At 41.0% G+C, this 24,138-nt stretch carries 21 protein-coding genes; all 21 read left to right on the top strand.

Translation table 11 applies throughout. The annotated features are described in order from the left end of the window. Window positions 1-5: 5 nt before the first annotated feature. The 21 genes from MHN81_RS04590 to MHN81_RS04490 all read left to right on the top strand — a co-directional run bounded on the left by MHN81_RS04590 (window position 6) and on the right by MHN81_RS04490 (window position 24,131). Entirely contained in the window at window positions 6-2,243 is a 2,238-nt protein-coding gene (locus MHN81_RS04590; RefSeq protein WP_023397358.1) for a polysaccharide biosynthesis tyrosine autokinase, read from the top strand. 79 nt (window positions 2,244-2,322) lie between these two features. Beyond that, window positions 2,323-3,441 carry a UDP-N-acetylglucosamine 2-epimerase (non-hydrolyzing) gene (gene wecB, locus MHN81_RS04585; RefSeq protein WP_023397359.1) on the top strand — a complete coding sequence of 373 codons (1,119 nt, stop codon included), beginning with the start codon at window positions 2,323-2,325 and terminating at the stop codon, window positions 3,439-3,441. 71 nt (window positions 3,442-3,512) lie between these two features. Continuing rightward, window positions 3,513-4,772, top strand: a complete 1,260-nt coding sequence (gene wecC / locus MHN81_RS04580; RefSeq protein WP_239425117.1) for a UDP-N-acetyl-D-mannosamine dehydrogenase — start codon at window positions 3,513-3,515, stop codon at window positions 4,770-4,772. Beyond that, window positions 4,773-5,840, top strand: a complete 1,068-nt coding sequence (gene rfbB, locus MHN81_RS04575) for a dTDP-glucose 4,6-dehydratase (RefSeq protein ID WP_239425116.1) — start codon at window positions 4,773-4,775, stop codon at window positions 5,838-5,840. 12 nt (window positions 5,841-5,852) lie between these two features. Then, on the top strand, window positions 5,853-6,722 hold the full coding sequence (rfbA, locus tag MHN81_RS04570) for a glucose-1-phosphate thymidylyltransferase RfbA (RefSeq protein WP_023397362.1): 870 nt from the start codon (window positions 5,853-5,855) through the stop codon (window positions 6,720-6,722). 6 nt (window positions 6,723-6,728) lie between these two features. Then, window positions 6,729-7,784 (top strand): TDP-N-acetylfucosamine:lipid II N-acetylfucosaminyltransferase, encoded by a 1,056-nt coding sequence (locus MHN81_RS04565; RefSeq protein WP_239425114.1) that lies wholly within the window; start codon window positions 6,729-6,731, stop codon window positions 7,782-7,784. A gap of 6 nt (window positions 7,785-7,790) precedes the next feature. Next, window positions 7,791-8,654 (top strand): formyltransferase family protein, encoded by an 864-nt coding sequence (locus MHN81_RS04560; protein ID WP_023397364.1) that lies wholly within the window; start codon window positions 7,791-7,793, stop codon window positions 8,652-8,654. Further along, entirely contained in the window at window positions 8,654-9,781 is a 1,128-nt protein-coding gene (gene rffA / locus MHN81_RS04555; RefSeq protein ID WP_239425112.1) for a dTDP-4-amino-4,6-dideoxygalactose transaminase, read from the top strand. Before MHN81_RS04560 ends, rffA begins: the two co-directional genes overlap by 1 nt. Then, on the top strand, window positions 9,781-11,037 hold the full coding sequence (locus MHN81_RS04550; RefSeq protein ID WP_023397366.1) for a glycosyltransferase: 1,257 nt from the start codon (window positions 9,781-9,783) through the stop codon (window positions 11,035-11,037). The genes rffA and MHN81_RS04550 overlap by 1 nt, the downstream gene beginning before the upstream one ends. Further along, on the top strand, window positions 11,027-12,355 hold the full coding sequence (locus tag MHN81_RS04545; RefSeq protein ID WP_239425111.1) for a hypothetical protein: 1,329 nt from the start codon (window positions 11,027-11,029) through the stop codon (window positions 12,353-12,355). Before MHN81_RS04550 ends, MHN81_RS04545 begins: the two co-directional genes overlap by 11 nt. Beyond that, the gene (locus tag MHN81_RS04540) at window positions 12,356-13,459 is read left to right on the top strand and encodes a glycosyltransferase (RefSeq protein ID WP_239425109.1); all 1,104 of its coding nucleotides are present in this window, start codon (window positions 12,356-12,358) and stop codon (window positions 13,457-13,459) included. Next, window positions 13,456-14,619, top strand: coding sequence for a hypothetical protein (locus MHN81_RS04535; RefSeq protein WP_023397369.1), 1,164 nt, complete (start codon window positions 13,456-13,458; stop codon window positions 14,617-14,619). The genes MHN81_RS04540 and MHN81_RS04535 overlap by 4 nt, the downstream gene beginning before the upstream one ends. Next, a complete protein-coding gene (locus MHN81_RS04530; RefSeq protein ID WP_023397370.1) occupies window positions 14,619-15,746 on the top strand; it encodes a glycosyltransferase family 4 protein in 1,128 nt (375 codons plus the stop codon). Before MHN81_RS04535 ends, MHN81_RS04530 begins: the two co-directional genes overlap by 1 nt. Window position 15,747: 1 nt before the next feature. Next, window positions 15,748-16,980 carry a glycosyltransferase gene (locus MHN81_RS04525; protein WP_172642395.1) on the top strand — a complete coding sequence of 411 codons (1,233 nt, stop codon included), beginning with the start codon at window positions 15,748-15,750 and terminating at the stop codon, window positions 16,978-16,980. Between the two features lie 8 nt (window positions 16,981-16,988). Further along, the gene (gene gmd, locus MHN81_RS04520) at window positions 16,989-18,110 is read left to right on the top strand and encodes a GDP-mannose 4,6-dehydratase (protein WP_023397372.1); all 1,122 of its coding nucleotides are present in this window, start codon (window positions 16,989-16,991) and stop codon (window positions 18,108-18,110) included. Between the two features lie 65 nt (window positions 18,111-18,175). Further along, on the top strand, window positions 18,176-19,141 hold the full coding sequence (locus MHN81_RS04515) for a GDP-L-fucose synthase (RefSeq protein WP_023397373.1): 966 nt from the start codon (window positions 18,176-18,178) through the stop codon (window positions 19,139-19,141). Between the two features lie 11 nt (window positions 19,142-19,152). After that, complete coding sequence (locus MHN81_RS04510; RefSeq protein WP_023397374.1) at window positions 19,153-19,626, top strand: GDP-mannose mannosyl hydrolase; 474 nt, start codon at window positions 19,153-19,155, stop codon at window positions 19,624-19,626. Window positions 19,627-19,629: 3 nt separating this feature from the next. After that, window positions 19,630-21,036 (top strand): mannose-1-phosphate guanylyltransferase/mannose-6-phosphate isomerase, encoded by a 1,407-nt coding sequence (locus MHN81_RS04505; protein ID WP_023397375.1) that lies wholly within the window; start codon window positions 19,630-19,632, stop codon window positions 21,034-21,036. After that, entirely contained in the window at window positions 21,036-22,451 is a 1,416-nt protein-coding gene (locus tag MHN81_RS04500; protein ID WP_239425108.1) for a phosphomannomutase, read from the top strand. Before MHN81_RS04505 ends, MHN81_RS04500 begins: the two co-directional genes overlap by 1 nt. Further along, window positions 22,448-23,209, top strand: a complete 762-nt coding sequence (locus MHN81_RS04495) for a glycosyltransferase family 2 protein (RefSeq protein ID WP_023397377.1) — start codon at window positions 22,448-22,450, stop codon at window positions 23,207-23,209. Before MHN81_RS04500 ends, MHN81_RS04495 begins: the two co-directional genes overlap by 4 nt. Next, window positions 23,199-24,131 (top strand): SDR family oxidoreductase, encoded by a 933-nt coding sequence (locus tag MHN81_RS04490; protein ID WP_023397378.1) that lies wholly within the window; start codon window positions 23,199-23,201, stop codon window positions 24,129-24,131. The genes MHN81_RS04495 and MHN81_RS04490 overlap by 11 nt, the downstream gene beginning before the upstream one ends. Window positions 24,132-24,138 lie beyond the last annotated feature (7 nt).

Below are 24,138 nucleotides of genomic sequence, written 5' to 3'. Positions count from 1 at the left end.
AGTCAATGAATGCTCAATCAAACCTATTAAACGATGGACAACAGAAGCAAGTCAAACAGCAAGCGCAGGAAATCGACTTAATGGCGCTTTTAGGTGCCTTGTTAGACCGTAAGCTATTTATTATTTGTGTCACAACGCTTTTCATGATCATTGGCGTAGCTGTTGCTGTTTTCAGTACTCCTGTTTATCAGGCGACTGCGATGATCCAAGTGGAAGAAAAAGGCGGTGCAGTCCCTGGATTTGATGAATTAGGCGGTATGTTTGAAAGTACCTCAGCTGCTGTCACTGAAATTGAACTATTAAAGTCTCGCAGCATTATTGGTGAGGCTGTTGATAGCCTAAACCTTGACGTTGTCGTAACGCCAAAATTATTCCCAGTGATCGGCGGGCGTTCATTTCGTAAGTTTACGCCAATGCAACAAGGTGCTTTAGCTGAACCAAGCTTTGGTGCAGACAGCTACGCATGGGGTGGAGAACAAGTTGATGTATTCAGATTTGAAGTACCTAAAAATGCAATTGGTGTAGGTTTTACGCTTGTTGCACTTGAGCAACAACAATTCGAACTGCTAAATGGTAGTGAGCAGAGCGTGTTAAAAGGTCGTGTAGGTGAAGAAGTTACCAATGGCGATTTTTCTTTGACGTTAGAAACCATGATTGCACGACCTGGTACAGAGTTTACGCTAGTAAAACGAGATCGTCTCAATACGATTTTGAACTTACAAGCTGCGATTAGTGCTAGTGAAAAAGGAAAAGACTCAGGCATTATCAACCTCAGCTTACAAGACTCAGACGCAACATATGCGGAAACTGTTTTAAATAAAGTGGCTGCAATCTACGTGCGTCGCAACGTTGAGCGTAATAGTGCCGAAGCGCAAAAATCTTTAGAGTTTTTAGAGTACCAACTTCCACAAGTGAAGAAGCAGCTCGAGGCTTCTGAGCAGCGTTTTAATGACTATCAAGTTAAACAGCAATCGGTTGATATTTCTCTAGAGACAAAGGGAGTGTTAACTCAGCTTGTTAAACTTGAAACTCAGTTACAAGAATTAGAACTGAAAAAACTAGAGCTAAGCCGTAAATTTAAACGCAGCCACCCAAGCTATCAGGCTGCAGTAGAGCAAATTGAGGCTGTTGAGAATCAAAAACGACGTTTGGCAGACGAAGTTCAAGTGTTGCCTGAAACGCAACAAGAACTACTGCGTTTAACTCGAGATGTTGAAGTTAACAACGAAATCTACACTTTGCTGCTTGCTAAGACGCAAGAGCTGGATATTGTACGTGCGGGTACCGTTGGTAATGTCAGAGTGATAGACATGGCCGAGGTTAATGTATCAAGACCTGTTAAGCCACAAAAAGTATTTATTGTAATAATGGCGACAATGCTTGGTGGTATGCTTGCTGTAGCTATCGTATTAATTCAAAAAGCGATGCACAGAGGTATTGAAGACCCAAGTGAAATTGAAGCACTAGGGCTACCTGTTTATGCAAGTGTTCCTTATTCAGAATATCAAGTTAAATTGACTGGCTTTGCAAAGGCTCGAAAAGGTAAGGCTGCCAAAGCGAAATCAATTTTGGCAGTAGATAACCCAGCGGATCTGTCAATCGAAGCATTGAGAAGTTTGAGAACAAGTTTGCACTTTGCAATGATGGAAGCCAAGAATAATGTAATTGCTATTTCGGGACCAAGTCCGGGCGTAGGTAAGTCATTTATATCCGTAAATTTGGCGACGGTTTTAGCACAAAGTGATAAAAAGGTGTTGATCATTGATGCTGATATGCGTAAGGGCTATTTGCAAACTCAATTTGGCATCAAATGGGACAATGGACTGAGTGACTTTTTGTCAGGCCGCATTGACTTGGAGGCTGCAACTAAGAAAACTCAAGTTGAAGGACTTGATATCATGACTCGCGGCCAGATCCCACCAAACCCGTCAGAGCTGTTAATGCACGAAAATTTCGTGAAATTAATTGAAAGTGTCAGCGCAAAATATGACTTAGTAATTATTGATACGCCACCAATTTTGGCTGTAACCGACCCTGCAATAGTAAGTGCTCATGCTGGAAGCACCTTACTTGTAACGCGTTTTGGTCAAAACCATGCTAAAGAGCTTGAGTTAACTCGAAATAGGTTCGAACAAAATGGTATTGATGTAAAAGGTGTTGTATTTAATGGCGTAGTCAAAAAAGCAAGTAATGCTTATGGTTATTATGGATACTACAACTACGAATATAAATCGGATAAGTAATTAGTAAGTCAGCAAGTCAATTACTTTGCTCTGAATAGAAGAAAGATGTTTAAGTTTGTAGCTTACATGGGAAGTTTTTATGAAAGTGTTAACCGTTTTTGGTACTAGACCGGAAGCAATTAAAATGGCGCCTCTAGTTCATGCATTAGCGAGCGATGAGCGCTTTGAAGCTAAAGTATGTGTGACTGCGCAGCATAGAGAAATGCTAGATCAGGTATTGGAGTTATTCAAAATAAACCCTGATTATGATTTGGATATCATGCAAGCAGGGCAAACACTGCCAGAAGTAACTAGTAGAATCCTACTGAATATCACGCCGATCTTGAAAGAGTTTAAGCCTGATGTGGTATTGGTACATGGTGATACGGCAACTACGTTTGCAGCGAGTTTAGCTGCCTACTATGAGCAAATCGCGGTTGGCCATGTTGAAGCTGGACTGCGTACTGGCAACATATATTCGCCTTGGCCTGAGGAAGCAAATAGAAAGCTGACAGGCGCACTTACTCAATTTCACTTTACGCCGACGGCGACATCAAAACAAAATTTGTTGGCGGAAAACTTTAGCGAAGAAAATATTTACACGACAGGAAATACTGTTATCGATGCGCTATTGATGGTTAAAGAGCAAATAGAGCAAAATGCAGACCTGTCAGATACATTGTCGGCACAGTTTCCGTTTTTAGATGAAGATAAAAAGTTAATCCTAGTTACAGGACATCGCCGTGAAAGTTTTGGTGGTGGATTTGAGCGTATTTGTGAGGCGTTGGCACGTACCGCTAAAGCTCACCCTGATGCGCAAATTTTATATCCAGTTCATCTAAACCCAAATGTTCAGGAACCAGTAAACCGCATTTTGAAAAATTTGGACAATATCCATCTAATTGAACCTCAACAGTATTTGCCATTTGTTTATTTGATGAATCGCGCTCATGTCATTCTAACTGACTCGGGCGGCATTCAAGAAGAAGCACCTAGTCTTGGAAAGCCCGTACTTGTTATGCGGGAAACGACTGAGCGTCCGGAAGCTGTAGAGGCTGGTACGGTTAAGCTAGTTGGGACTGATGTGGAACTGATCACGTCATCAATCAATGAGCTACTAACAAACGAGCTAAGCTACGAAAAGATGGCTAGAGCGCATAACCCGTATGGTGATGGAAAAGCATGCCAGCGAATTTGCGATGCTTTAGCAAAAGCTTAGTACAGTTTCGTTTTTGCCTTTATTAGATCTAAATATTTAAAATTGAACATTAAACTTGTAAAAGGGATCTCATGTCTTTGAACACAATCTCTGTAATTGGTCTTGGTTATATAGGTTTGCCAACGGCTGCGATGTTTGCTTCGCGAAAAAAGAAAGTCATAGGTGTTGATGTAAATCAGCACGCAGTTGACACGATAAACCGAGGGGAGATTCATATTGTAGAGCCAGAGCTCGATATGATTGTTCATGCAGCGGTTACAGAAGGTTATTTGACTGCGACGACGTCGGCTCAAGCCGCAGACGCATTTTTAATTGCAGTGCCTACGCCTTTTACAAATAGCAACTCAGAAATACCTGAGCCTGACTTGTCATATATCCAAGCTGCAAGTGAAGCTATTGCACCAGTTTTGAAAAAAGGCGACTTGGTCATATTAGAGTCGACTGCGCCTGTAGGTGCCACTGAGCAAATGGCAGATTGGTTAGCGGAACATCGCCCAGATTTGAGCTTCCCACAACACGTTGGCGAAGCGTCTGATATTCGTGTCGCCCACTGTCCTGAAAGAGTATTGCCAGGACATGTTGTTCGCGAGTTAGTTAAAAATGACCGCGTAATTGGCGGCATGACGCCGAAGTGTTCGGCCTTAGCAATTGAGTTATATGAGACTTTTGTTGAAGGTGAGTGTGTAACAACAAATGCACGCACTGCGGAAATGGCAAAACTCACGGAAAACTCGTGTCGTGATGTTCAGATCGCATTTGCCAATGAATTATCAGTGATTTGTGACAAGCTAGATATCGACGTTTGGGAGTTAATCTCACTTGCAAACCGCCACCCGCGAATAAACATCCTTAATCCAGGACCGGGTGTTGGTGGTCACTGTATCGCAGTTGATCCATGGTTCATCGTTTCAAAAACACCTGATGAAGCGAAGCTGATTCAAACAGCTCGCCAGGTGAATGATGCAAAACCTGAGTGGGTCATCGATAAAGTAAAAATGGAAATTGCAGATCTATTGTTAAATGAACCAGACAAAGCTTCTCGAGATATTACAATCGCATGTTTTGGCCTGACATTTAAACCTGACATTGATGATTTAAGGGAAAGCCCAGCGTTAGAAATTACGAAACGGGTTGCTGACATTCATAGCGGTAGAGTTGTTGCTGTTGAGCCTAATATAGATACATTGCCTACAAGCTGTAAGGGAATAGAGATGTTAGAGTTTGAACAGGCCATTGATGAAGCTGATATATACGTTTTATTAGTTGATCATAAAGAGTTTAAGAATAGAAGCGTCAAGGGACGTGTAATAGATACAAAAGGGGCTTGGTAAATGAAATACCTTGTAACTGGAGGCGCTGGCTTTATTGGTTCAGCTGTGGTTCGACATATTATTAATAGCACTGAACATTCAGTAGTTGTTGTAGACAAGCTAACTTATGCAGGTAATTTAAATTCGTTAGCTGATGTGTCTGAGAGTGAACGTTTTGCTTTTGTTAAAGCTGATATATGTGACCAAGAACATATAACACAAGTCTTTTCAGAACATAAGCCTGACATTGTGATGCACCTAGCCGCTGAGTCACATGTAGATAGATCTATTGATGGACCAGCAGAGTTCATTCAAACAAATATTTTTGGTACATACGTAATGTTAGACGTTGCACGTAAGTACTTTAATGGCTTAGAAGAAGCACAAAAGCGCGCATTTAGATTTCATCATATTTCTACTGATGAGGTCTATGGTGATCTGGATGGGACGGATGATTTGTTTACCGAAGAAACATCGTATTCTCCAAGCAGCCCTTATTCAGCATCGAAAGCTTCTAGCGACCACTTGGTTAGAGCTTGGAACAGAACGTATGGTTTACCTGTTGTAGTGACAAACTGCTCAAATAACTATGGACCATATCACTTCCCTGAAAAACTAATCCCACTGATGATCCTCAACGCACTAGAGGGCAAAGCGCTGCCAGTTTATGGTAACGGTGAGCAAATTAGAGATTGGTTGTATGTTGAAGATCACGCCGAAGCGCTATTCCTGGTCGCGACCAACGGCAAAATTGGTGAAACATATAACATCGGCGGACACAATGAAGTTGCAAATATTCAAGTGGTTAGAACTATATGTGGCCTACTTGAGGAAATCAGACCTGAAAAACCGGCAGGCGTTGAAAACTATGCCGATTTAATCGAGTTTGTAACAGATAGACCTGGGCATGACGTTCGTTATGCGATCGATGCTGCAAAAATAGAAAAAGATTTAGGCTGGACGCCAAAAGAGACTTTTGAGACCGGCCTGAGAAAAACAGTTGAATGGTATTTAGCCAATGAAAGCTGGTGGACATCTGTATTAGATGGTTCATATGCACGCCAACGACTTGGAAATGAAAACTCTTAAAAAGGAAATACGATGAAAGGTATTGTACTCGCTGGTGGCTCAGGTACTCGGCTTTACCCAATCACAAAAGGTGTCTCTAAGCAGCTTTTGCCAATTTATGATAAACCAATGATTTACTATCCGTTATCGGTATTAATGTTGGCCAATATTAAAGATATCTTGATCATTACTACAGAAGAAGATCAAGCAAGCTTTAAGCGTTTGTTGGGAAATGGTGAAGATTTCGGATTGAATTTAGAGTTTGCTATTCAAGAGAAACCAGAAGGCTTAGCTCAAGCGTTTATTATCGGTGAAGAGTTCATTGGTGATGATGACGTTTGTATGGTGCTAGGTGACAATATTTTCTATGGCGCAACATTCACACCTAAGCTTTTAGCAGCTGCGCAGTCAGTACAAGAAGAGCGAGGTGCAGTGCTATTTGGCTATGAGGTGAACGATCCTGAGCGCTTTGGTGTTATAGAGTTTGATGACTCCAACAAAGTGATTTCTATTGAAGAAAAACCACAGGCACCTAAATCTAACTTTGCCGCAACAGGACTCTATTTCTATGACAGCTCAGTGGTAGAAAAAGCTAAGTCGTTGACTCCATCAGCACGTGGAGAGTTAGAGATCACCTGTTTGAATAATCTCTATCTAGAAGAACAAGCTTTGAGTGTTGAGCTACTAGGGCGAGGTTTTGCTTGGTTAGACACGGGCACACACGAGTCGCTAATGGAAGCCTCTCAATTCGTACATACAGTAGAGAAAAGGCAAGGTTATAAAATCGCATGTCTAGAAGAGATTGCATATAACCAAGGCTGGATCTCGCAAGAAAAATACGAAGAAGCTATCAAGCTGTACTCTAAAAATGGTTACGGTGCATACCTGAAGAGAGCTATCTAGTTAGGTATGAAGATACTTCATGTCAGTCATGCAAGCCGATTTTACGAAGATTTTATTGATTTAAATTCGCATTTCGATGGCTTGCATGAGCATAGCTATTTTTTATTTGGTGGTTCTGCGAAAGAGTCAGTAATAAATAATAGCAACGTACATATCGTCAATAAGAGTGCAAAAAGCTACTTGTGTGGCTATGCAGCGCTGCTAAAACGTTTGTTTACTGCAGATAAAATCATGCTGCATGGACTGTTTGATAATCGGCTTTTGATGTTGCTGAGCGCTATGCCATGGCTTTTAAAAAAGTGCACGTGGTTTCTTTGGGGCGGTGATTTGTACGTTTACAAAGAGCGTAAGCAAAATGCATTCAACGAATTTTTTCGTAAAAGAGTAATAAAAAAGCTCGGTAATATAGCAACTTACGTTAAAGGTGACTATCAATTAGCTCAGCAATGGTACCAGACTGAAGCTGAATATATGCCCTGCTTACTATATCCAAGCAACATCATAGTTGGTGATCCAAATGTGCATTCTATAAGCAAGCCAGCTGATAGTGAAAAGAAGGTGTTGGTTGTCGGTAATTCAGCTGATCCTCAAAACAATCACTTAGAACTATTGCAAGTTCTCAGGGAGTGGAAGGGGGCCATTGGCAAGCTGTATTTACCTTTGTCTTATGGTGACAATAAGTATGCTGGTCAGGTAATCGAACAATATAAAAAAGAATTTGGAGAAGATGTAATCACTCCGATTTTGGATTACTTACCGCTGCAAGAATATTTAGCCATGATTGCTGAAGCAGATATTGCAGTATATGGCCATCGTAGGCAACAAGCTATGGGCAATACACTGCAATTATTGAGCAAGGGAAAAACGGTATATTTGCGTGGAGATGTAACCCAATGGGCATATTTCGATTCTGTTGGTATAACGGTTAAAGATATCAACAAAGTCGACGAAAATAACTTGATGCTCAGTGCGGATCAAGCTTCGATGAATATCGAAAAATTACATCAAATTCACCATAAAGACGTTTACCTCCAACAACTACAGACAATTTATTCGGAGTAGATGATAATGTTTAGGCTTTGTGTTCAGGGTCAAAAAGGGCTGGAGTCTCTAAAGGGATTCCACTCTGTTTTGGGGAATGAAGGGATTATTGTCTCGATAGGGAAAGATGCCAATGTAGTGAATGACTTTAGCTCTGAAATTCAAACATATTGTGAGTCAAATGAGATAAAAACGTTTGATAAAAGTATGGGGTTAGAAGCTATTTCTTACACTGTAGCAGTTGGTTGGCAAAGGATCATAAATGATGTGCCAATGGACAGTATCATTGTAATGCACGACTCAATCTTACCGAGATATCGTGGATTTAACCCACTTGTATCTGCGCTACTAAACGGTGATGAACAAGTTGGAGTAACGGCGATAATTGCAGAGGAAACTTATGATACCGGGCCCATCGTGGCTCAGGAAATTGCGGATGTTTCTTACCCGATTAAAATATCTAACGCCATTGAGCTGGTTTCTGGCTTATATAAAAGCCTGTCGGTTAAAGTCGCAAATGCAATTGCCGATGGTAAATTGACTACTTCGGTACAGGATGAATCAAAAGCAACCTACAGCCTGTGGCGCGACAATGAAGATTACTTTATCGATTTCTCTTTGAGTGCAGAACAGATACAGAGACATGTCAACTCTGTTGGTGCGCCGTATATGGGAGCGCAAGCGTATCTAAACGACGAACATGTCTTTATTGATGAAGTAGAAGTTGTTGAAGACGTGCATATAGAAAACAGAGCTATCGGCAAGGTTATCTTTTTGAAAGATCAAATTGCGACAATAGTTTGTGGTAAAGGCTTAATAAAAATTCTATCGATGCGCGATAGTCAGGGCCAAGCGATTAGAGTAAATAAATTTAGAAGTAGGTTTAAATAGTGATTGAATTTAATATCCCTTACGTCGGCCCTAAAGCGGGCGAGTATCAGTTAGATACATTAAAAAGAAAAAAGTTAAGCGGTGACGGTTATTACACACACGCCTGTTCATCATTTTTTGAAAACCATTATGGTATTAATAAAAGCCTATTGACAACGTCATGCACCGACTCATTAGAGATGGCGGCTATACTTCTGAATATTCAGCCTGGTGATGAAGTTATTGTGCCTTCATATACTTTTGTTTCCACAGCGAATGCATTTGCATTACGTGGTGCAAAACTGGTTTTTGCCGATAGTAGCGCGGAAAACCCAAACATTTGCCCTAAGAGCATTGCGTCTGCAATTACTGAAAAAACCAAGGCTATCGTGATCGTACACTATGCGGGTATCGCCTGTGATATGGATGAGATCTTATCTGTGGCCGATGGCATTCCGGTTGTAGAAGATGCGGCTCAAGCAATTGACTCATATCACAATGGTAAACTGCTAGGTACTCTTGGTGTATTCGGTACCTATTCGTTCCACGAAACTAAAAATATTATTAGTGGCGAAGGTGGACTGTTACTGGTAAATGATGATGAGTATTCAGACCGCTCTGAAATCATCCGCGAGAAAGGAACCAATAGAAAGCAGTTCTTTAAAGGCGAAGTAGATAAATATGGTTGGGTTGATATCGGCTCATCATTTTTACCGTCTGAATTGAATGCGGCATTGCTATTTTCTCAGCTGGAAGAGTTGGACACGATTCAGGCGCGCAGAATTGAAATTTGGGAAAAGTACCAAGAAGGCTTTAACAGTCTAGGTGAACAGGGTGTTGTTGGGCTGCCATACTTGCCGAGTTATGCGACCAATAATGCGCACATGTTTTATCTATTATGTAACTCGTTGGAAGAGCGTGATAACTTGATTGCGTTTTGTAAATCAAACGGGGTTAAAATCGTATTCCACTATTCTTCTTTACATAAAAGTGATTACTTTAGTGCGAAACATGATGGGCGCGAATTACCAAACTCCGATCGCTATACGGATGTGTTAGTCAGACTCCCGTTATATCCAGATCTAGATAACTCAGAAGTGGAAAAAGTAATTGCTACGATTAAGGAATTTTATTTAAAGAGTTTGTAATGTTAAATATTATTCACTTTTCTACGAATGACTTTGGGGGCGCAGGACTCGCTGCCCTCAGAGTCCATGAAGAATGCCTTTCTGCTGACTTTAATTCAAAGCTGTATGTTTTAAATAAAAGAAGTACGTCAAGCCATGTCTATTCAAAGTCATCCAAAATTAAGCGAATTTTTAATGCGCCAATAAACCGGTATGACAACTTTAAGAAGTCTTTATTTCTGAAGAACAGAAACTCTTTTTATTCTTTAGTTGGCAACGGCAATGTACTGGATGAAACCGCGCTCAGAGAGGTCATTACACAAGACACCAATATTGTTGTGCTGCATTGGATAGCTGGCTTCATTGATATCTCACTGATTGAGAATGTGTGTAGAGAAATGGATGTAAAGATAGTTTACTATCTTATGGATATGGCCATGTTGACTGGCGGTTGTCATTTTAGTCACGGTTGTGAACAATACAAAAAAATTTGTGCAAACTGTCCCGAGACAAGCAATGAGCAGTATCGGGTTAAAATAGCGGAACACCACTTTAAACAAGTCAGGTATAGCATTCGATTGGCGCCTTATGCCATGGCATCAAGCAAGTTTTTACTAGATCAAGCTAAGGATTCTGCGCTTCAATTTGCAGACTACCTCATGACACGTCCACCAATTAGTAAAAAATTTGAATATCGTCCCAAGGCGCAGAGCTCTGGGAGTTTTAAGGTTCTAATGGGGGCCTATAAGCGTTCTGATGAGCGCAAAGGGTATCGAGATGCTCTAAGAGCATTGGCAATACTAGATTCATTTTTGAATGAAATAGATCAAAAAGTCGAGGTGCTGGTCCCGAGCGCTGACTTTGAAGCTGATTTTCAAAGCTTTAAGAATATTACGCTTAAGATTTTTAGCTTTGCAAAAAACGATGAGCAATTAATTGCTTTATACAACAGCGCAGATCTGCTGTTTAATACCTCTTTGGATGATTCAGGTCCAATGATGGTTTTGGAGTCGCAGATGTGTGGTGTGCCATTTGTCGCCACAGAAGTTGGTGTCGCCAGTGAAATCGCACAAATGTTTCCAGACAATGGTGAAGTTGTTGCGCCGAGTGATGCAGGCAAAATGGCAGAAAAGATTTTTGCCGCGATTAAGTCGCAAAAAAGTTGCGCCCAAAGAAGCGCAATATCGGTGAATGTGAGGGAATATTACAATCTTTTCAATGGTAACGTTGAAAACTTAAGAAAAATCGGCGCTTCTGAGACAGCAAATGAAAATTAACTTTCTTCAGCAGATAATCAGTGGCGGTGTCGCAAAAGTCTTTTCAGCACTGGTTGGCTTTTTGTTGGTGTCTGTGTCCATCCGGTTTTTAGGTGGTGAAAAATATGGGTTATGGATGAGTTTGTACACATTCGTAACCTGGTTTTCGATGCTGGATTTTGGTATTGGCGGTGGGTTGCGAAATAAGCTTTCCGAGTCCCTTGCCGAAAAGGATTATCAAAAAGCAAAAGAATATGTCTCAACTGCGTATATTTCTTTAGCGGCTATTTGCTCGGGGCTCATTGTTGCTTTTGTTGTTTTTTCTCAGTTTATAAATTGGGAAAGTGTGTTTTCGCTGGATCCAAATTTGGTCAGTGTTGATGATTCTGTGGCAATTATCCAATTAACGATAGTGACGTTTTTAACTACGTTGTTTTTCAAACTTTGCGTTAACGTATCGTTTAGCTATCACAAGTCTCAACACTCAACTTATGTTTTCCTTGCCCAGCAGTTATTGGGATTGATAGTTGTGTTTACATTCAACTATCACGGAGAAAGCGGTTTCGAAGCCTTTATCGTATATGGTTTTGTGATAAATGCAGCTAACTTTTTAGTGCTAGTGCTCTTTAACTTGTATGTTTTTATTTCATTGGCTCCGGAGTTGAAGCCAAGTTTAAAGTGCTTCCATTTTGACAAGCTTAAGTCTGTATTCAACCTAGGTGGAAAAATTTTCTTAATACAAATTTGCGCTGTATGTTTGTATTCGACTGATATATTTCTGCTTAATAAATATGATGCGGCAATTTCTGCGACGCAGTATGCGGTTTTACAAAAGTATTTTGGAATTGCCGTATTTGCCTCGAGTATTCTAGTCGCGCCAGTTTGGTCGGCGATCACATCCCTAAAAAATAGTGGTGACTTGAGTGAGTTGAGGCGCTTTTATCAAAAACTGTTAAAGTTATTCTCGGGCATATTTCTGATGCTACTGGTGCTGTATTTCAGCTTCCAATATGTAGCTCCCATATGGCTAGGCGATACGGTTTCCTTTCAAAGTAATAGTATCCTGCTTATGGCCGTGTACACCGGGATTTTAATTTATTTGCAATTGTTATCATCTTTTCTCAATGGATATGGCGCGGTCTTTGTCCAGCTTATATTTGCCAGTTTTGCAGCTGTCGTAAATATAGTAGCCACTGTGTGGGTTCTAAAAGTCATGAACGGAACCGTTGAGCACGCGCTAATGATATCAATAATTGTAAACGTACCGTCAGTAATTGTTTTTAGTGTGCAGGTATCAAAGCTCCTGAACACTCAAGCTAAAGGAGTTTGGGCTAAGTAAATGAAAATATTATATAATCGCTATAAAGGCTCAGGAAACATGACTCAGTGGCAGGCCGTCAATTACATTGACGAATGGCAGCGTGCTGGTTATGAAATAGAATACCTAGAAGTTAACTACTCCGACAAAGAGGGGTCAGCCGAGCTAATTTCATCTACATTACTTGGTAGTGATTTTGATATCTTTATTTCAGCTTGTGACGACCAAGTTATGACAAGTGACGTTCGCGATGCCATGAAGAAAAAAGGTGTACCGAGCCTGCTCATTTGTTTTGATAACTTATCAGTCCCGTTTAAACATAAAAAATGCAGCACCTACTTTGATCTTGTCTGGCTCACTTCACATGAGACTAAATATTTGTTTGATAAGTGGGGCGCAAACACCATGTTTATGCCGTATGCGGCTAACCCATTCACTTATCAGCCTACGAGCGGTGAAGAGTTATCTGGGATGGCGTTTGTGGGCACAGTTTACGGGGGTCGCATAAATAAAGTCGAAGAAATTCTAAAGCGCGATATTGACGTTAGGTTGTATGGTGGCAACTCTCCTTCAGCAGAGGGGGAAAATCCTGCAAAGAATTTACTCGCGAACCTTTCTTCTAGTTTAGACAATGTTTATCGACTGTCTTCATTTCCAATTGGTAGACAGGCGCTTAAAGCGGCCGCGATCAAGTCGACTAAGAAATTTGAGATCTCTGACTCGTTACAAGTATTGATAAAGAACCGCTCTAGCCTGTCATTTGAAGAGGTCGCGAAAACATACAGCCGCAGTAAGATGTCTCTGAATATTACAGAGCTTTGGAACACTTATTTATTGGCTAAACCTATTCATAAGCTGCATTTGCGTACGTTTGAAATTCCAATGAGTGGTGGATTGCAAATCGCTTCTCGTACCGATGAGATCCAAGATTATTTTGAAGAAGATAAAGAAATTGTTTTATATGATTCAATGGATGAGTTTGTAGAGAAGAGTCGTTTTTACCTGCGAGATGACAACGCGGCATTGCGCGAACAAATTAAACATGCGGCCAGAGAGAGAGCTGCCTCAGAGCACAGTTGGCAAAAGAGGTTTTTAAAAGCATTTGCAGCTTTGGGGGTTAAATGAAGTATGCACTCTTTTTTAACTCATTAATATTTATCTCCCCTATTTGTGCATACTACTTAGGGGGAGCAAAGCTGCCTACGCTCTTTATTGCATTGGTCACGATTGTTTACTTAGTTTTTGGACTGAGAAAGATAAATATTTATGCTGGCTTTTATCCTATGCTAGCTGTTTTTCTACTATTTAGTGTATCAGCTCTTTACTGGCAGGATATGCGAGTAGTCAGTGTACCAATTTATTTTTACGTAGCACTGCTGCTGGGATCTGTCTGTACTAGGGATGATGTCAGTGATTTTGTTGATCTAGCCAGCTATTTCATGCTCTTTCTCTGTATAGGGGCTGTTTTGTCCATGTTTTATGTGGTTTTAGGTGGTGGTCCGATATTCACCTTCCCGAACCCGGATGGACGCTTAAACTATGTGTTTTTTGGCACGATGACGAATAGCTATTGGAGTGGCTTGATACGGCCAAGTGGTATTTTTGATGAGCCAGGCGCATTTAGCTTTTTCATTTGCGCTGTTGTGACACTGAGAAAGATATATAACAAAAGTAATAATATTAGCTGGGCTTTACTTGTACTGGGGATGTGTACATTGAGCATAGCTCATGTTGTATTTGTCATCTTTTACTTTTTGAGTGAACGCCCTGATACTCGGCGCATACTCGTGATGTTTTTAATACTGTTTTTGTCATTTTTATTGATTAAAAATAGTAGTTCGTTTGAACTCTTTCAGCAGGTCTTCTTAAATCGATTCCAAATAGGGGATGACGGCATGATGAAGGGAGACAACCGAAGTGAGTCTATTTTTGCTGCAATAGAAATACTTATGAACAATAGTAAAGTCATTATTTGGGGCTTGTCACCAGATTCTTATCTTAATTCTGTAGAATATATGAGATCGAGTGGCTTGCCAGAAATAGGTTCAAACCCTTTGAGTCAGCTAGTGAGAATGGGTTTACTTCTTTCATGTGTGTACTACACCGTGTTGCTTATTTTGTTTAGCACTGTCAGAAAAGGCGCTAAATATCTGGCAGTCGTCGGCTTTGGTATGTTACTGCTGCAGCGTGATTTTATATATGTAGTGTCATATAGCATGTTTGTTGTTCTTATAGTAAGAGCATCAATGAATATTGAGACAAATAAAAATATTGAGAGTCAGTGATGAAGGTGCTTTTCTTTCAACGTGTTCCTGCCCTTTTTCGCAAGGAATTCTTTGAGCAACTAAATACCAAAATAGATGTTTTCTTGGCGACAGGTACGCCCAGCGAAAATGAAAACATGAAGTGTTTTGAGGAAGTATCGATAAAGAAGCACCTCAAATCAGAAATAAATTACCACTTAGGTGATCGGGTCAGTTACGACAGCAATTGGAAGAAATTTGTTGAAGACATCGAACCTGATGTGGTTGTGATCACACCTACGCCAAGAATGCTGAGTAATTATTTGCTGATTAAGCATTGTAAAAAGAAAGGGATCCCTGTGATTGGTTGGGGGATGGGGGAGATGCCAAATCGAGCTGGTTTTAAGCGAGATCTTCATGCCAAGATCCAGCGTACATTAGTCGCTCAACTTGATGGTGTAGCGTGTTACTCGTCAACCGCTAAGTCTTACTACCAATCTCTTGGTGTTAATTCCCTTACAGTGGCGCACAACTCAATTGATACCAACAAGGCTATTGAGGATTTGGACGTTGTAAAAAGCTACGATGAAGACAAGCTATCTGAAATTACAGAGGCACTAGGCGTCGATATGTCAAAGCGCAGGCTGGTGTATCTTGGTCGGATCATCCCTTCAAAGCGGTTAGACAAGTTGGTTGAATCGCTTGCTAATGTTGAGAATGTACAGTTGATTGTTGTGGGAGGCGGAGCTGAGGATTACGTCGAGAGTATTCGTCGCCTAGCGCAAAACAATAATGTTGATATTCTTTTCGTAGGCCATAAATCAGGGGTCGAGTTAGCTGAAGTGATGCATTTGGCGGAGATGTTTGTGCTGCCTTCTTTAGGCGGGCTGGCAATTAATCATGCGATGAGCTTCGAGCTTCCTTGTATCGTGTCTCAAGGTGATGGTACAGAGCGTGATCTGGTGACAGATGATGTAAATGGCTACATATTTGAGTCTGAGAATTTTGATGATTTAAGACAGGTACTGCTCAAAGCTCTGAAAAAAGACTCATTTGAAGAAATGGGTGCAGCTTCGCGTTCGGTTATAAAAAACAAAGTAAATATTAACCTGATGGTAGAGGCAATGGAAAAGTTTTTACGCAGCCATAGTAATGTCAGCAACAAATAAAATGAAGATACTTCATATTAGTACCAATCTGAATGGCGGTGCAGGTAAAGCGACATTCAGGATACACGACTTAATGAGAAAGAGTGGCATAGAGTCAAAAATGCTGGTCAGATACGGAGCTCCGAGCGAGGGCAGTGACGTATTTGCAATGTCGGATTCATATAGTTTTTTGAGTAAAGGTTTAAGCGTTGTTAAGCGTAAACTGCACTTTAAGGATAAATACTGTGCTTATGAAGTCAGTGATCCTGCTGTGGACAACTTCTACGAGTTTTACAACTCCTTGGATTTTGAACCTGACATAATAGTGCTGCACTGGGTATCAGGATTTATTTCGCACAAACACATTGAATGGCTGAGTAATCATAGCACTGCTAAAAAGATATTTTGGTTTTCCATGGATATGGCGCCGTTTACAGGTGGTTGCCACTATTCTTGGGGTTGCGAGGGATATGGCAGTAGCTGCAAACAGTGCCCTGCAACGACAAATATTCTGGCATCGAAGCTTGTATCAAACTATTTTGCAGAAAAAGCACAAATTATTCAAAAATGTGATATTGATTTAATTGTGCCCAACAGGTTTGTTGAGTCGCAAGCAAAGCTGAGCGCACTGGGTTTTTCAGATATACATACTTGTTATTTACCAATTGATTCTAATGTGTTTTCTGTTAATCAAACGAGAGAATTTGATAAAGAGATTGTAATACTTTTTGGTGCTGCTAATTTTAAAAATAAGCGAAAAGGATTGCAGGAATTTATTAAAGCCATTGATTATTTAAGCGAACAAGTGCCGTTTGAATCCATGGCTGAACATGTTAAAGTTCTCATACCTGGCGTAAGTGAAGAGATTAGACGCCTTTTTAAGTTCGATTGTGAATTTATAGAGTATGCTAATTCTGACGAAGAGCTCAGTAATATTTATTCTCAGGCCCATATCTTTGTAAGCACATCGCTTGAAGACAGTGGGCCGATGATGGTTGTAGAGGCATTGATGAGTGGTTTACCTGTTTTGTCATTTTCAACAGGTATCGCGAAGGATGTTATATCAGAGGGAGACAATGGCTATTGCTCTCCCATTGGTGATTCTAAAAGTGTTGCAGAAAACTTAATAACCTACTTAAACTTGACACCTCAAGAGAAGAGGGATATGAGCCTGTGTGCTCGAAATTCTGTAATAGAAAAAATGGACGTTAAAAAGCACAGCGAGAGCTTTTTAAAAATATTGAATATAATTTAGGGTGAATAATGAGTAAAAAAGTAGCTTTAATCACTGGTGTGACGGGTCAGGATGGCTCTTACTTAGCTGAATTTTTATTAGAAAAAGGTTATGAAGTACATGGAATAAAGCGCCGTGCTTCGAGCTTCAATACTGAACGCGTAGACCACATTTACCAAGACAGACATGAAGAAAGCCCTAATTTTTTCTTGCACTATGGTGACCTAACAGATACTTCTAACTTGACTCGTATTCTAAAAGAGGTAGAGCCAGATGAAGTATACAATTTAGGTGCACAAAGCCACGTAGCTGTTTCATTTGAAGCGCCAGAATATACTGCTGATGTAGATGCAATAGGTACTCTGCGTTTGCTTGAAGCGATCCGCTTCCTTGGATTAGAAAAGAAAACAAAATTCTATCAAGCATCAACTTCAGAGTTATACGGTGAAGTACGAGAAATACCACAGAAAGAGACTACTCCTTTCCACCCTCGTTCACCTTATGCAGTAGCTAAAATGTACGCATATTGGATTGCGGTAAACTACCGTGAATCTTATGGTATGTATGCTTGTAACGGTATTTTATTTAACCATGAATCACCTCGCCGTGGCGAAACGTTTGTAACACGTAAAATTACACGTGGCCTAGCCAATATCTCTCAAGGTTTAGAAAAGTGTCTATATCTAGGTAACATGGATGCTTTACGTGACTGGGGTCACGCAAAAGACTATGTACGCATGCAATGGATGATGTTACAGCAAGATCAACCTGAAGATTTTGTTATCGCAACAGGTAAGCAAATTTCTGTACGTGAGTTTGTCACCTTATCTGCAAAAGAGCTAGGTATTAGACTTGAATTTAGCGGTAAAGGCGTTGATGAAATCGCAACAATTGTAGCGATTGAAGGTGACAATGCATCAGCATTGAAAGTTGGCGATGTTATCGTACGTGTTGACCCGCGTTACTTCCGCCCAGCTGAAGTTGAAACACTATTAGGTGATCCAACAAAAGCGAAAGAAAAACTAGGTTGGGTACCAGAGATCACTGTTGAAGAAATGTGTGCTGAAATGGTGCAGCACGACTTAGCGAAAGCTAAGCAGCATGCAATATTGAAATCACATGGTTATGATGTAAGTGTATCGGTGGAATAACACCTCATTTTTATCATTGAGTGTTTAATAACCCAGCACCTGCTGGGTTTTATAATGGAAAGAAGATGAAAAATAAAACTGTTTTTGTCGCAGGGCATAATGGCATGGTTGGTAGTGCTATTGTTAGGAAGCTAAAGGAAGCCCAAAATATAGAGGTGATCACCCGCAGTCGCGCCGAATTGAATTTGTTGGACAAAGAAGCGGTTTTTAGCTTTTTCCAAGAAAATGATATTGATCAAGTATATTTAGCCGCGGCTAAAGTGGGTGGAATTGTTGCAAATAACACTTACCCTGCAGAATTTATCTATGAAAACCTGACTATCCAGAATAATATTATTCATGGTGCGCATTTATCAGGTGTCAATGACCTACTATTTTTAGGCTCGAGCTGCATCTATCCGAAGTTTGCTGAGCAACCTATGGCAGAAAGTGCTCTGCTCACTGGTACATTGGAACCGACAAACGAACCATATGCCATCGCTAAGATTGCGGGTATCAAGTTATGTGAGTCATACAACCGCCAATATGGTCGTAACTACCGTTCTGTTATGCCAACAAATTTATATGGTGAGAATGACAATTTCCACCCTGAAAATTCGCACGTTATCCCTGCGCTGATCCGTCGTTTTCACGAAGCCAAGTTGGCGGGTGACGACAAGGTAACGGCTTGGGGTAGTGGCAAACCAATGCGTGAGTTTTTACACGTTGATGATATGGCTGCCGCGTCAATTCATGTGATGAACCTAGACTCAGAAACTTACCACGCAAACACGCAAGAAATGTTAAGTCATATTAACGTTGGTACAGGTGTCGACTGTACGATCAGAGAGCTAGTTGAAACAGTTGCAAAAGTTGTTGGCTTTGAAGGCGCGGTTGAGTTTGATACTTCGAAACCTGACGGAACACCTCGTAAATTAATGGATGTTTCTCGCCTTAAGTCTTTAGGTTGGGAGTATTCGATTTCGTTGGAAGAAGGTCTCAAAGCAACTTACGAATGGTTTTTGGCAAATCAAGATAACTTCAGAAAGTAATTGGTTTTGCCATGTTTCTTGATAAAAATACATTTTCAACTGTTATTGAGAGTACGCCTTTAGTTTCTATTGATTTAGTGATTTTAAATCAGCATGGAGAAGCTTTGTTGGGGCAGAGGCTAAATCGCCCTGCTCAAGGCAACTGGTTTGTTCCAGGAGGACGTATCCAAAAGGATGAGTCGTTGGCCAATGCCTTTGAAAGGCTAACGTTAGAAGAGTTGGGTGAGCAGTTTTCTATCACCGAGTCGGAACTGCTAGGTCCCTATGACCACTTCTATCATGACAACGTTTTTGGCCAAGACTTCAGCACGCATTACGTTGCGATTGCATATGTACTTAGATTGAACAAACAGCTTGAAAAGCTGCCAGTGGATGTTCAACACGGTAAATATCAATGGTTTAATGTAGAACAGCTTTTGATGGACCCTAAAGTACATAAACATACCAAATGGTACTTTGAAAAGTTACAGAACACACAGGAATAAAAAATGATACTTCCAGTAATTATGGCAGGAGGCTCTGGTACTCGTCTTTGGCCTCTTTCTCGTGGGAATTACCCAAAACAGTTTTTAAAGCTTCATGGTGATAATACTATGTTGCAAGAGACCGTTGCTCGACTGAACGGACTAGAGCACTCTCCTGTGATGTTAATTTGTAACGAGGAGCATCGCTTCATTGCAGCAGAGCAAGTTAGGCAGCTCAATGCCGAGCACAGTGGCATATTCTTGGAGCCTGTTGGCCGTAACACGGCTCCCGCTATTGCTTTGGCCGCGTTCAAAGCTGTAGAAAACGGTGAAGATCCGATGTTACTGGTTCTAGCCGCCGACCATGTCATAGAAGATCAAGCTGCATTTCAAGACAGTGTAAATCAAGCTAAGTTACTAGCTGAAAAAGGTAAATTAGTAACCTTTGGCATTGTTGGTAACACACCTGAGACGGGTTATGGCTATATCAAACGCGGTGATGCGTTTGACAGTGGCTTCGTGGTGGATAAGTTTGTCGAAAAGCCAGATTTGGCTACTGCTAAACAATACGTAGAAAGTGGCAATTATTACTGGAATAGCGGTATGTTTTTATTTAAAGCGAGCCGTTATTTAAATGAGCTGAAGACGTATCGCCCGGATATATATGCAGCCTGTGAGCAAGCTGTACAGGTGCAAAATAATGATATGGACTTTGTACGTGTTGATAGAGCTGCATTTGAATCATGTCCTGATGAGTCTATAGATTACGCAGTGATGGAACACACCAAAGATGCTGTCGTTGTACCTATGGATGCCGGTTGGAATGATGTGGGTGGCTTTGCTGCGCTTTGGGAGGTATCTGAGCAAGATGACAATGGCAACGCCTTTATTGGGGATGTGAAAGCTGTTGATACGAAAAATACCTTGGTATTTGGTGAAGATAAGCTAGTAGCAACCGTAGGTGTTGAAGACTTGGTTATTGTAAACACAAAAGATGCCTTGTTAGTGGCTCACAAAAACGAGTCTCAGAAAGTGAAGCAAATCGTCAGTCAACTTAAAGAAGATAGCCGCTCCGAAGTGACCTTCCACCGCGAAGTATACCGCCCGTGGGGTAAATACGACTCGGTTGATAACGGCGAACGTTTTCAGGTGAAGCGTATTACCGTGAAGCCGGGAGCTAAATTATCGGTCCAAATGCACCATCATAGAGCTGAGCACTGGATAGTGGTATCAGGTACGGCTAAAGTGCAAATTGATGATACAGAGCAATTCGTGACTGAAAATGAATCTGTATATATTCCTATTACAGCAGTACACGCTTTGGAAAACCCAGGCAAAGTAGACTTAGAACTTATTGAGGTTCAATCCGGTTCTTACCTTGGGGAAGATGATATCGTACGCTTTGAAGACCGATATGGACGAGTAAAGTAATGATGAATACACGGAATATAATTGAGCAAAGCGGTATTGCTTTTGGTACTAGTGGAGCAAGGGGGTTAGTGGTCGACTTTACACCACAAGTGTGTGCCGCTTTTTCAATCGCATTTGCTCACAGTATAAAAGACAAGTTTAGCTTTAAAACGATTGCTATTGCTATTGATAACCGCCCAAGCAGTTTTGAAATTGCACAAGCTTGTGCAGCTGGCTTGCAACAGCTGAATATTGATGTTGTTTATTATGGCGTGGTTCCGACCCCAGCACTGGCTTATACCGCAATGCAAGATGATATGCCGTGTATTATGGTCACAGGTAGTCATATCCCATTTGACAGAAATGGTCTCAAGTTTTATCGGCCAGATGGGGAGATCACTAAGCAAGATGAATTGGCTATTTTAAGCGCCGAAGTGAGCGTTAACAATATAGACCTTGCCAATGTGAACTTAGCCCAAAGCGGTAAAGCTTCGGAGCTGTATATAGCGCGTTATACTACGCTTTTTTCTAGCGACGTACTGGCGGGTAAAAAGATAGGTATTTACGAGCACTCAAGTGCTGGGCGCGACATATACCGTACTCTATTTGAGCAGCTTGGTGCACAAGTAATTAGCTTGGGTCGAAGTGAGCAGTTTATTCCGATCGATACTGAGGCTGTATCAGAAGAGGATAAAGAGAGAGCCAGAAAGTGGGTCTCTGAGCTTCAGCTAGATATGTTATTTTCGACTGATGGTGACGGTGATAGACCCCTTGTTGCCGGAGAAGATGGTGAGTGGCTAAGAGGCGATATTTTAGGTCTGCTTTGCAGCCAAGCGCTCAGTATCGAAGCATTGGCTACACCGGTTAGCTGTAACACAGCTATGGAGCTGTCAAATGAGTTCCAGGAAGTTGTACGTACCAAGATTGGCTCACCGTATGTCATTGAAGCGTTTGCAGCTCTGACCGAGAAATACAGTCAAGTCGCAGGCTTTGAAGCCAATGGCGGCTACTTATTGGCCAGTGACTTCGAATTTAATGGCAAGCTCATTAAAGCCCTTCCAACAAGAGATGCTGTATTACCAGCGCTTATGCTCATTGCGCAAGATAAACTATTCACAGAGCTGAAGGCGTCACTGCCACAGCGCTATACCGCTAGTGACAGATTAAAAGACTTTGCTCGTGAAAAAAGTGCAAAACTAATTGCTGATTTAGGTGAAAATCCCTCTGAATTTTTAACCTCGTTAGCAATTGGTACACTGAAAGCAGTATGCACTACAGACGGTTTAAGGCTCACAACTCAAAGCAATGAGATTGTCCACCTGAGACCATCAGGAAATGCACCTGAGCTGAGGTGTTATGCTGAATCTGAATCTGAGACAAAAGCTCAAGCACTTGTAGAAGATGTTTTAAAATTAATTGTGGAAACGCGTGGATGAAAGTAAGTATTGTTACTGTTTGCTACAATAGTGCAGAAACGATCGAAGATACAATCAGATCGGTTGTCTCTCAGACATATGATGACATTGAATACATTATTGTCGACGGCGGGTCTACAGACAATACGCTGAAAATAGTTGATAAATACAAAGCACATATCGATGTTTTGATCAGCGAACCTGATCGTGGTATTTACGATGCTATGAATAAGGGCGTTGAAGCGGCTACTGGTGACGTTGTTGGTATTTTAAACTCTGATGATTTTTATGAAACAAAAGAGTCCGTTGCAAGCATCGTATCTGAGTTTGATGATGCAACAGATATTGTGTTTGGCGATCTCGTCTTTGTGAATGCAGATAATTTATCTAAAGTTACGCGCTTCTACTCGTTACCTAAGTTTGCACCTTGGAAACTTAGATTTGGTTGGATGCCTCCTCATCCAGCCACTTTCATTCGTAAAAGCAGTTACGATAAGCATGGTTTGTATAAACTAGACTATAAAATTTCTGCCGATTACGAGATGTTTGTTAGATTACTGTTGGTTCATAAGTTGTCGTTTAAACATGTTGCAAAAACACTGGTACGGATGAGAGATGGCGGGGTCAGCACGTCGGGAATTCAGAGTTCGATAAGGCTGAATCAAGAAATTGTAAAGGCTTGTTTAGAAAACAGCATTTATACAAATTTGTTGTTTTTACTAACTAAGATCCCATTTAAGCTTTTTGAGCTAGTTAAAAGGCCTAAAAATGAAGTCTAAGTTACTTGTGACTGGCTATTCCGGGTTTGTTGGTGGTCATTTAATAGATCACCTTGGAGATGCTTTTGAACTGAATTTGTTGGGGAGAAAAGCGTCAAGCCAGGGTAAGGTGTATAAATCCAATATAGATGCGACGTCAGATTATAGTGACGCGCTAAATGGAGTTGAGGTGGTGATTCATTCCGCAGCGCGCGTTCATGTTATGAATGACGATGCAGCGGAGCCGCTAGAAGCATTTAGAGCAGTCAATACTGCTGGCACGCTAAATTTAGCACGCCAAGCCGCTGACGCTGGTGTTAAACGCTTTATTTTTGTGAGCACAATCAAAGTCAATGGTGAAAAGACCTCTGGTCGAAGTGCTTTTTCATCAACTGATGAGTCTAAGCCCGAAGACCCTTATGGTATTTCAAAAGCGGAAGCCGAATCACAACTCAGGTCATTGAGTGCACAGACGGGTATGGAAGTCGTGATTATCCGTCCCCCGCTTGTATATGGCAGAGGCGTCAAAGCAAACTTTGCATCATTGATGAAATGTGTTGGTAAAGGTTTTCCGTTACCATTTAGATTGATTAATAAAAACAAGCGCAGTTTAGTGTCGGTTTATAACTTAGTTGATCTTATCGAGACCTGCATCTCGCATCCGATGGCTGCAAATCAGGTTTTTTTAGTGAGTGATGATCACGATGTTTCGACTGCTGAAATGATTGCGTTAATGGCGAGGGTACAGGGGAAAACCGATTATTCATTACCCGTGCCTAGTGTACTCTTTTTGTTGGCGGGAAGGTTGCTTGGCAAGTCAGATGTAATTGATAGGCTGACAGGTTCATTACAAGTAGATATTGAGCACACAAAGAAAACATTAAACTGGAAACCACCTCATTCAATTGAGGAAGGGTTTAAGTTGTCGGCTAATCGAGCTTAATGGAATT

The sequence above is a fragment of the Pseudoalteromonas sp. Of7M-16 genome, from assembly GCF_022347805.1.
In the GTDB taxonomy this organism is placed as follows: Bacteria; Pseudomonadota; Gammaproteobacteria; order Enterobacterales; family Alteromonadaceae; genus Pseudoalteromonas; species Pseudoalteromonas luteoviolacea_F.
The sequence above is the reverse complement of the archived record's forward strand: the minus strand, read 5'-3'. Positions and strand labels throughout refer to the sequence as shown.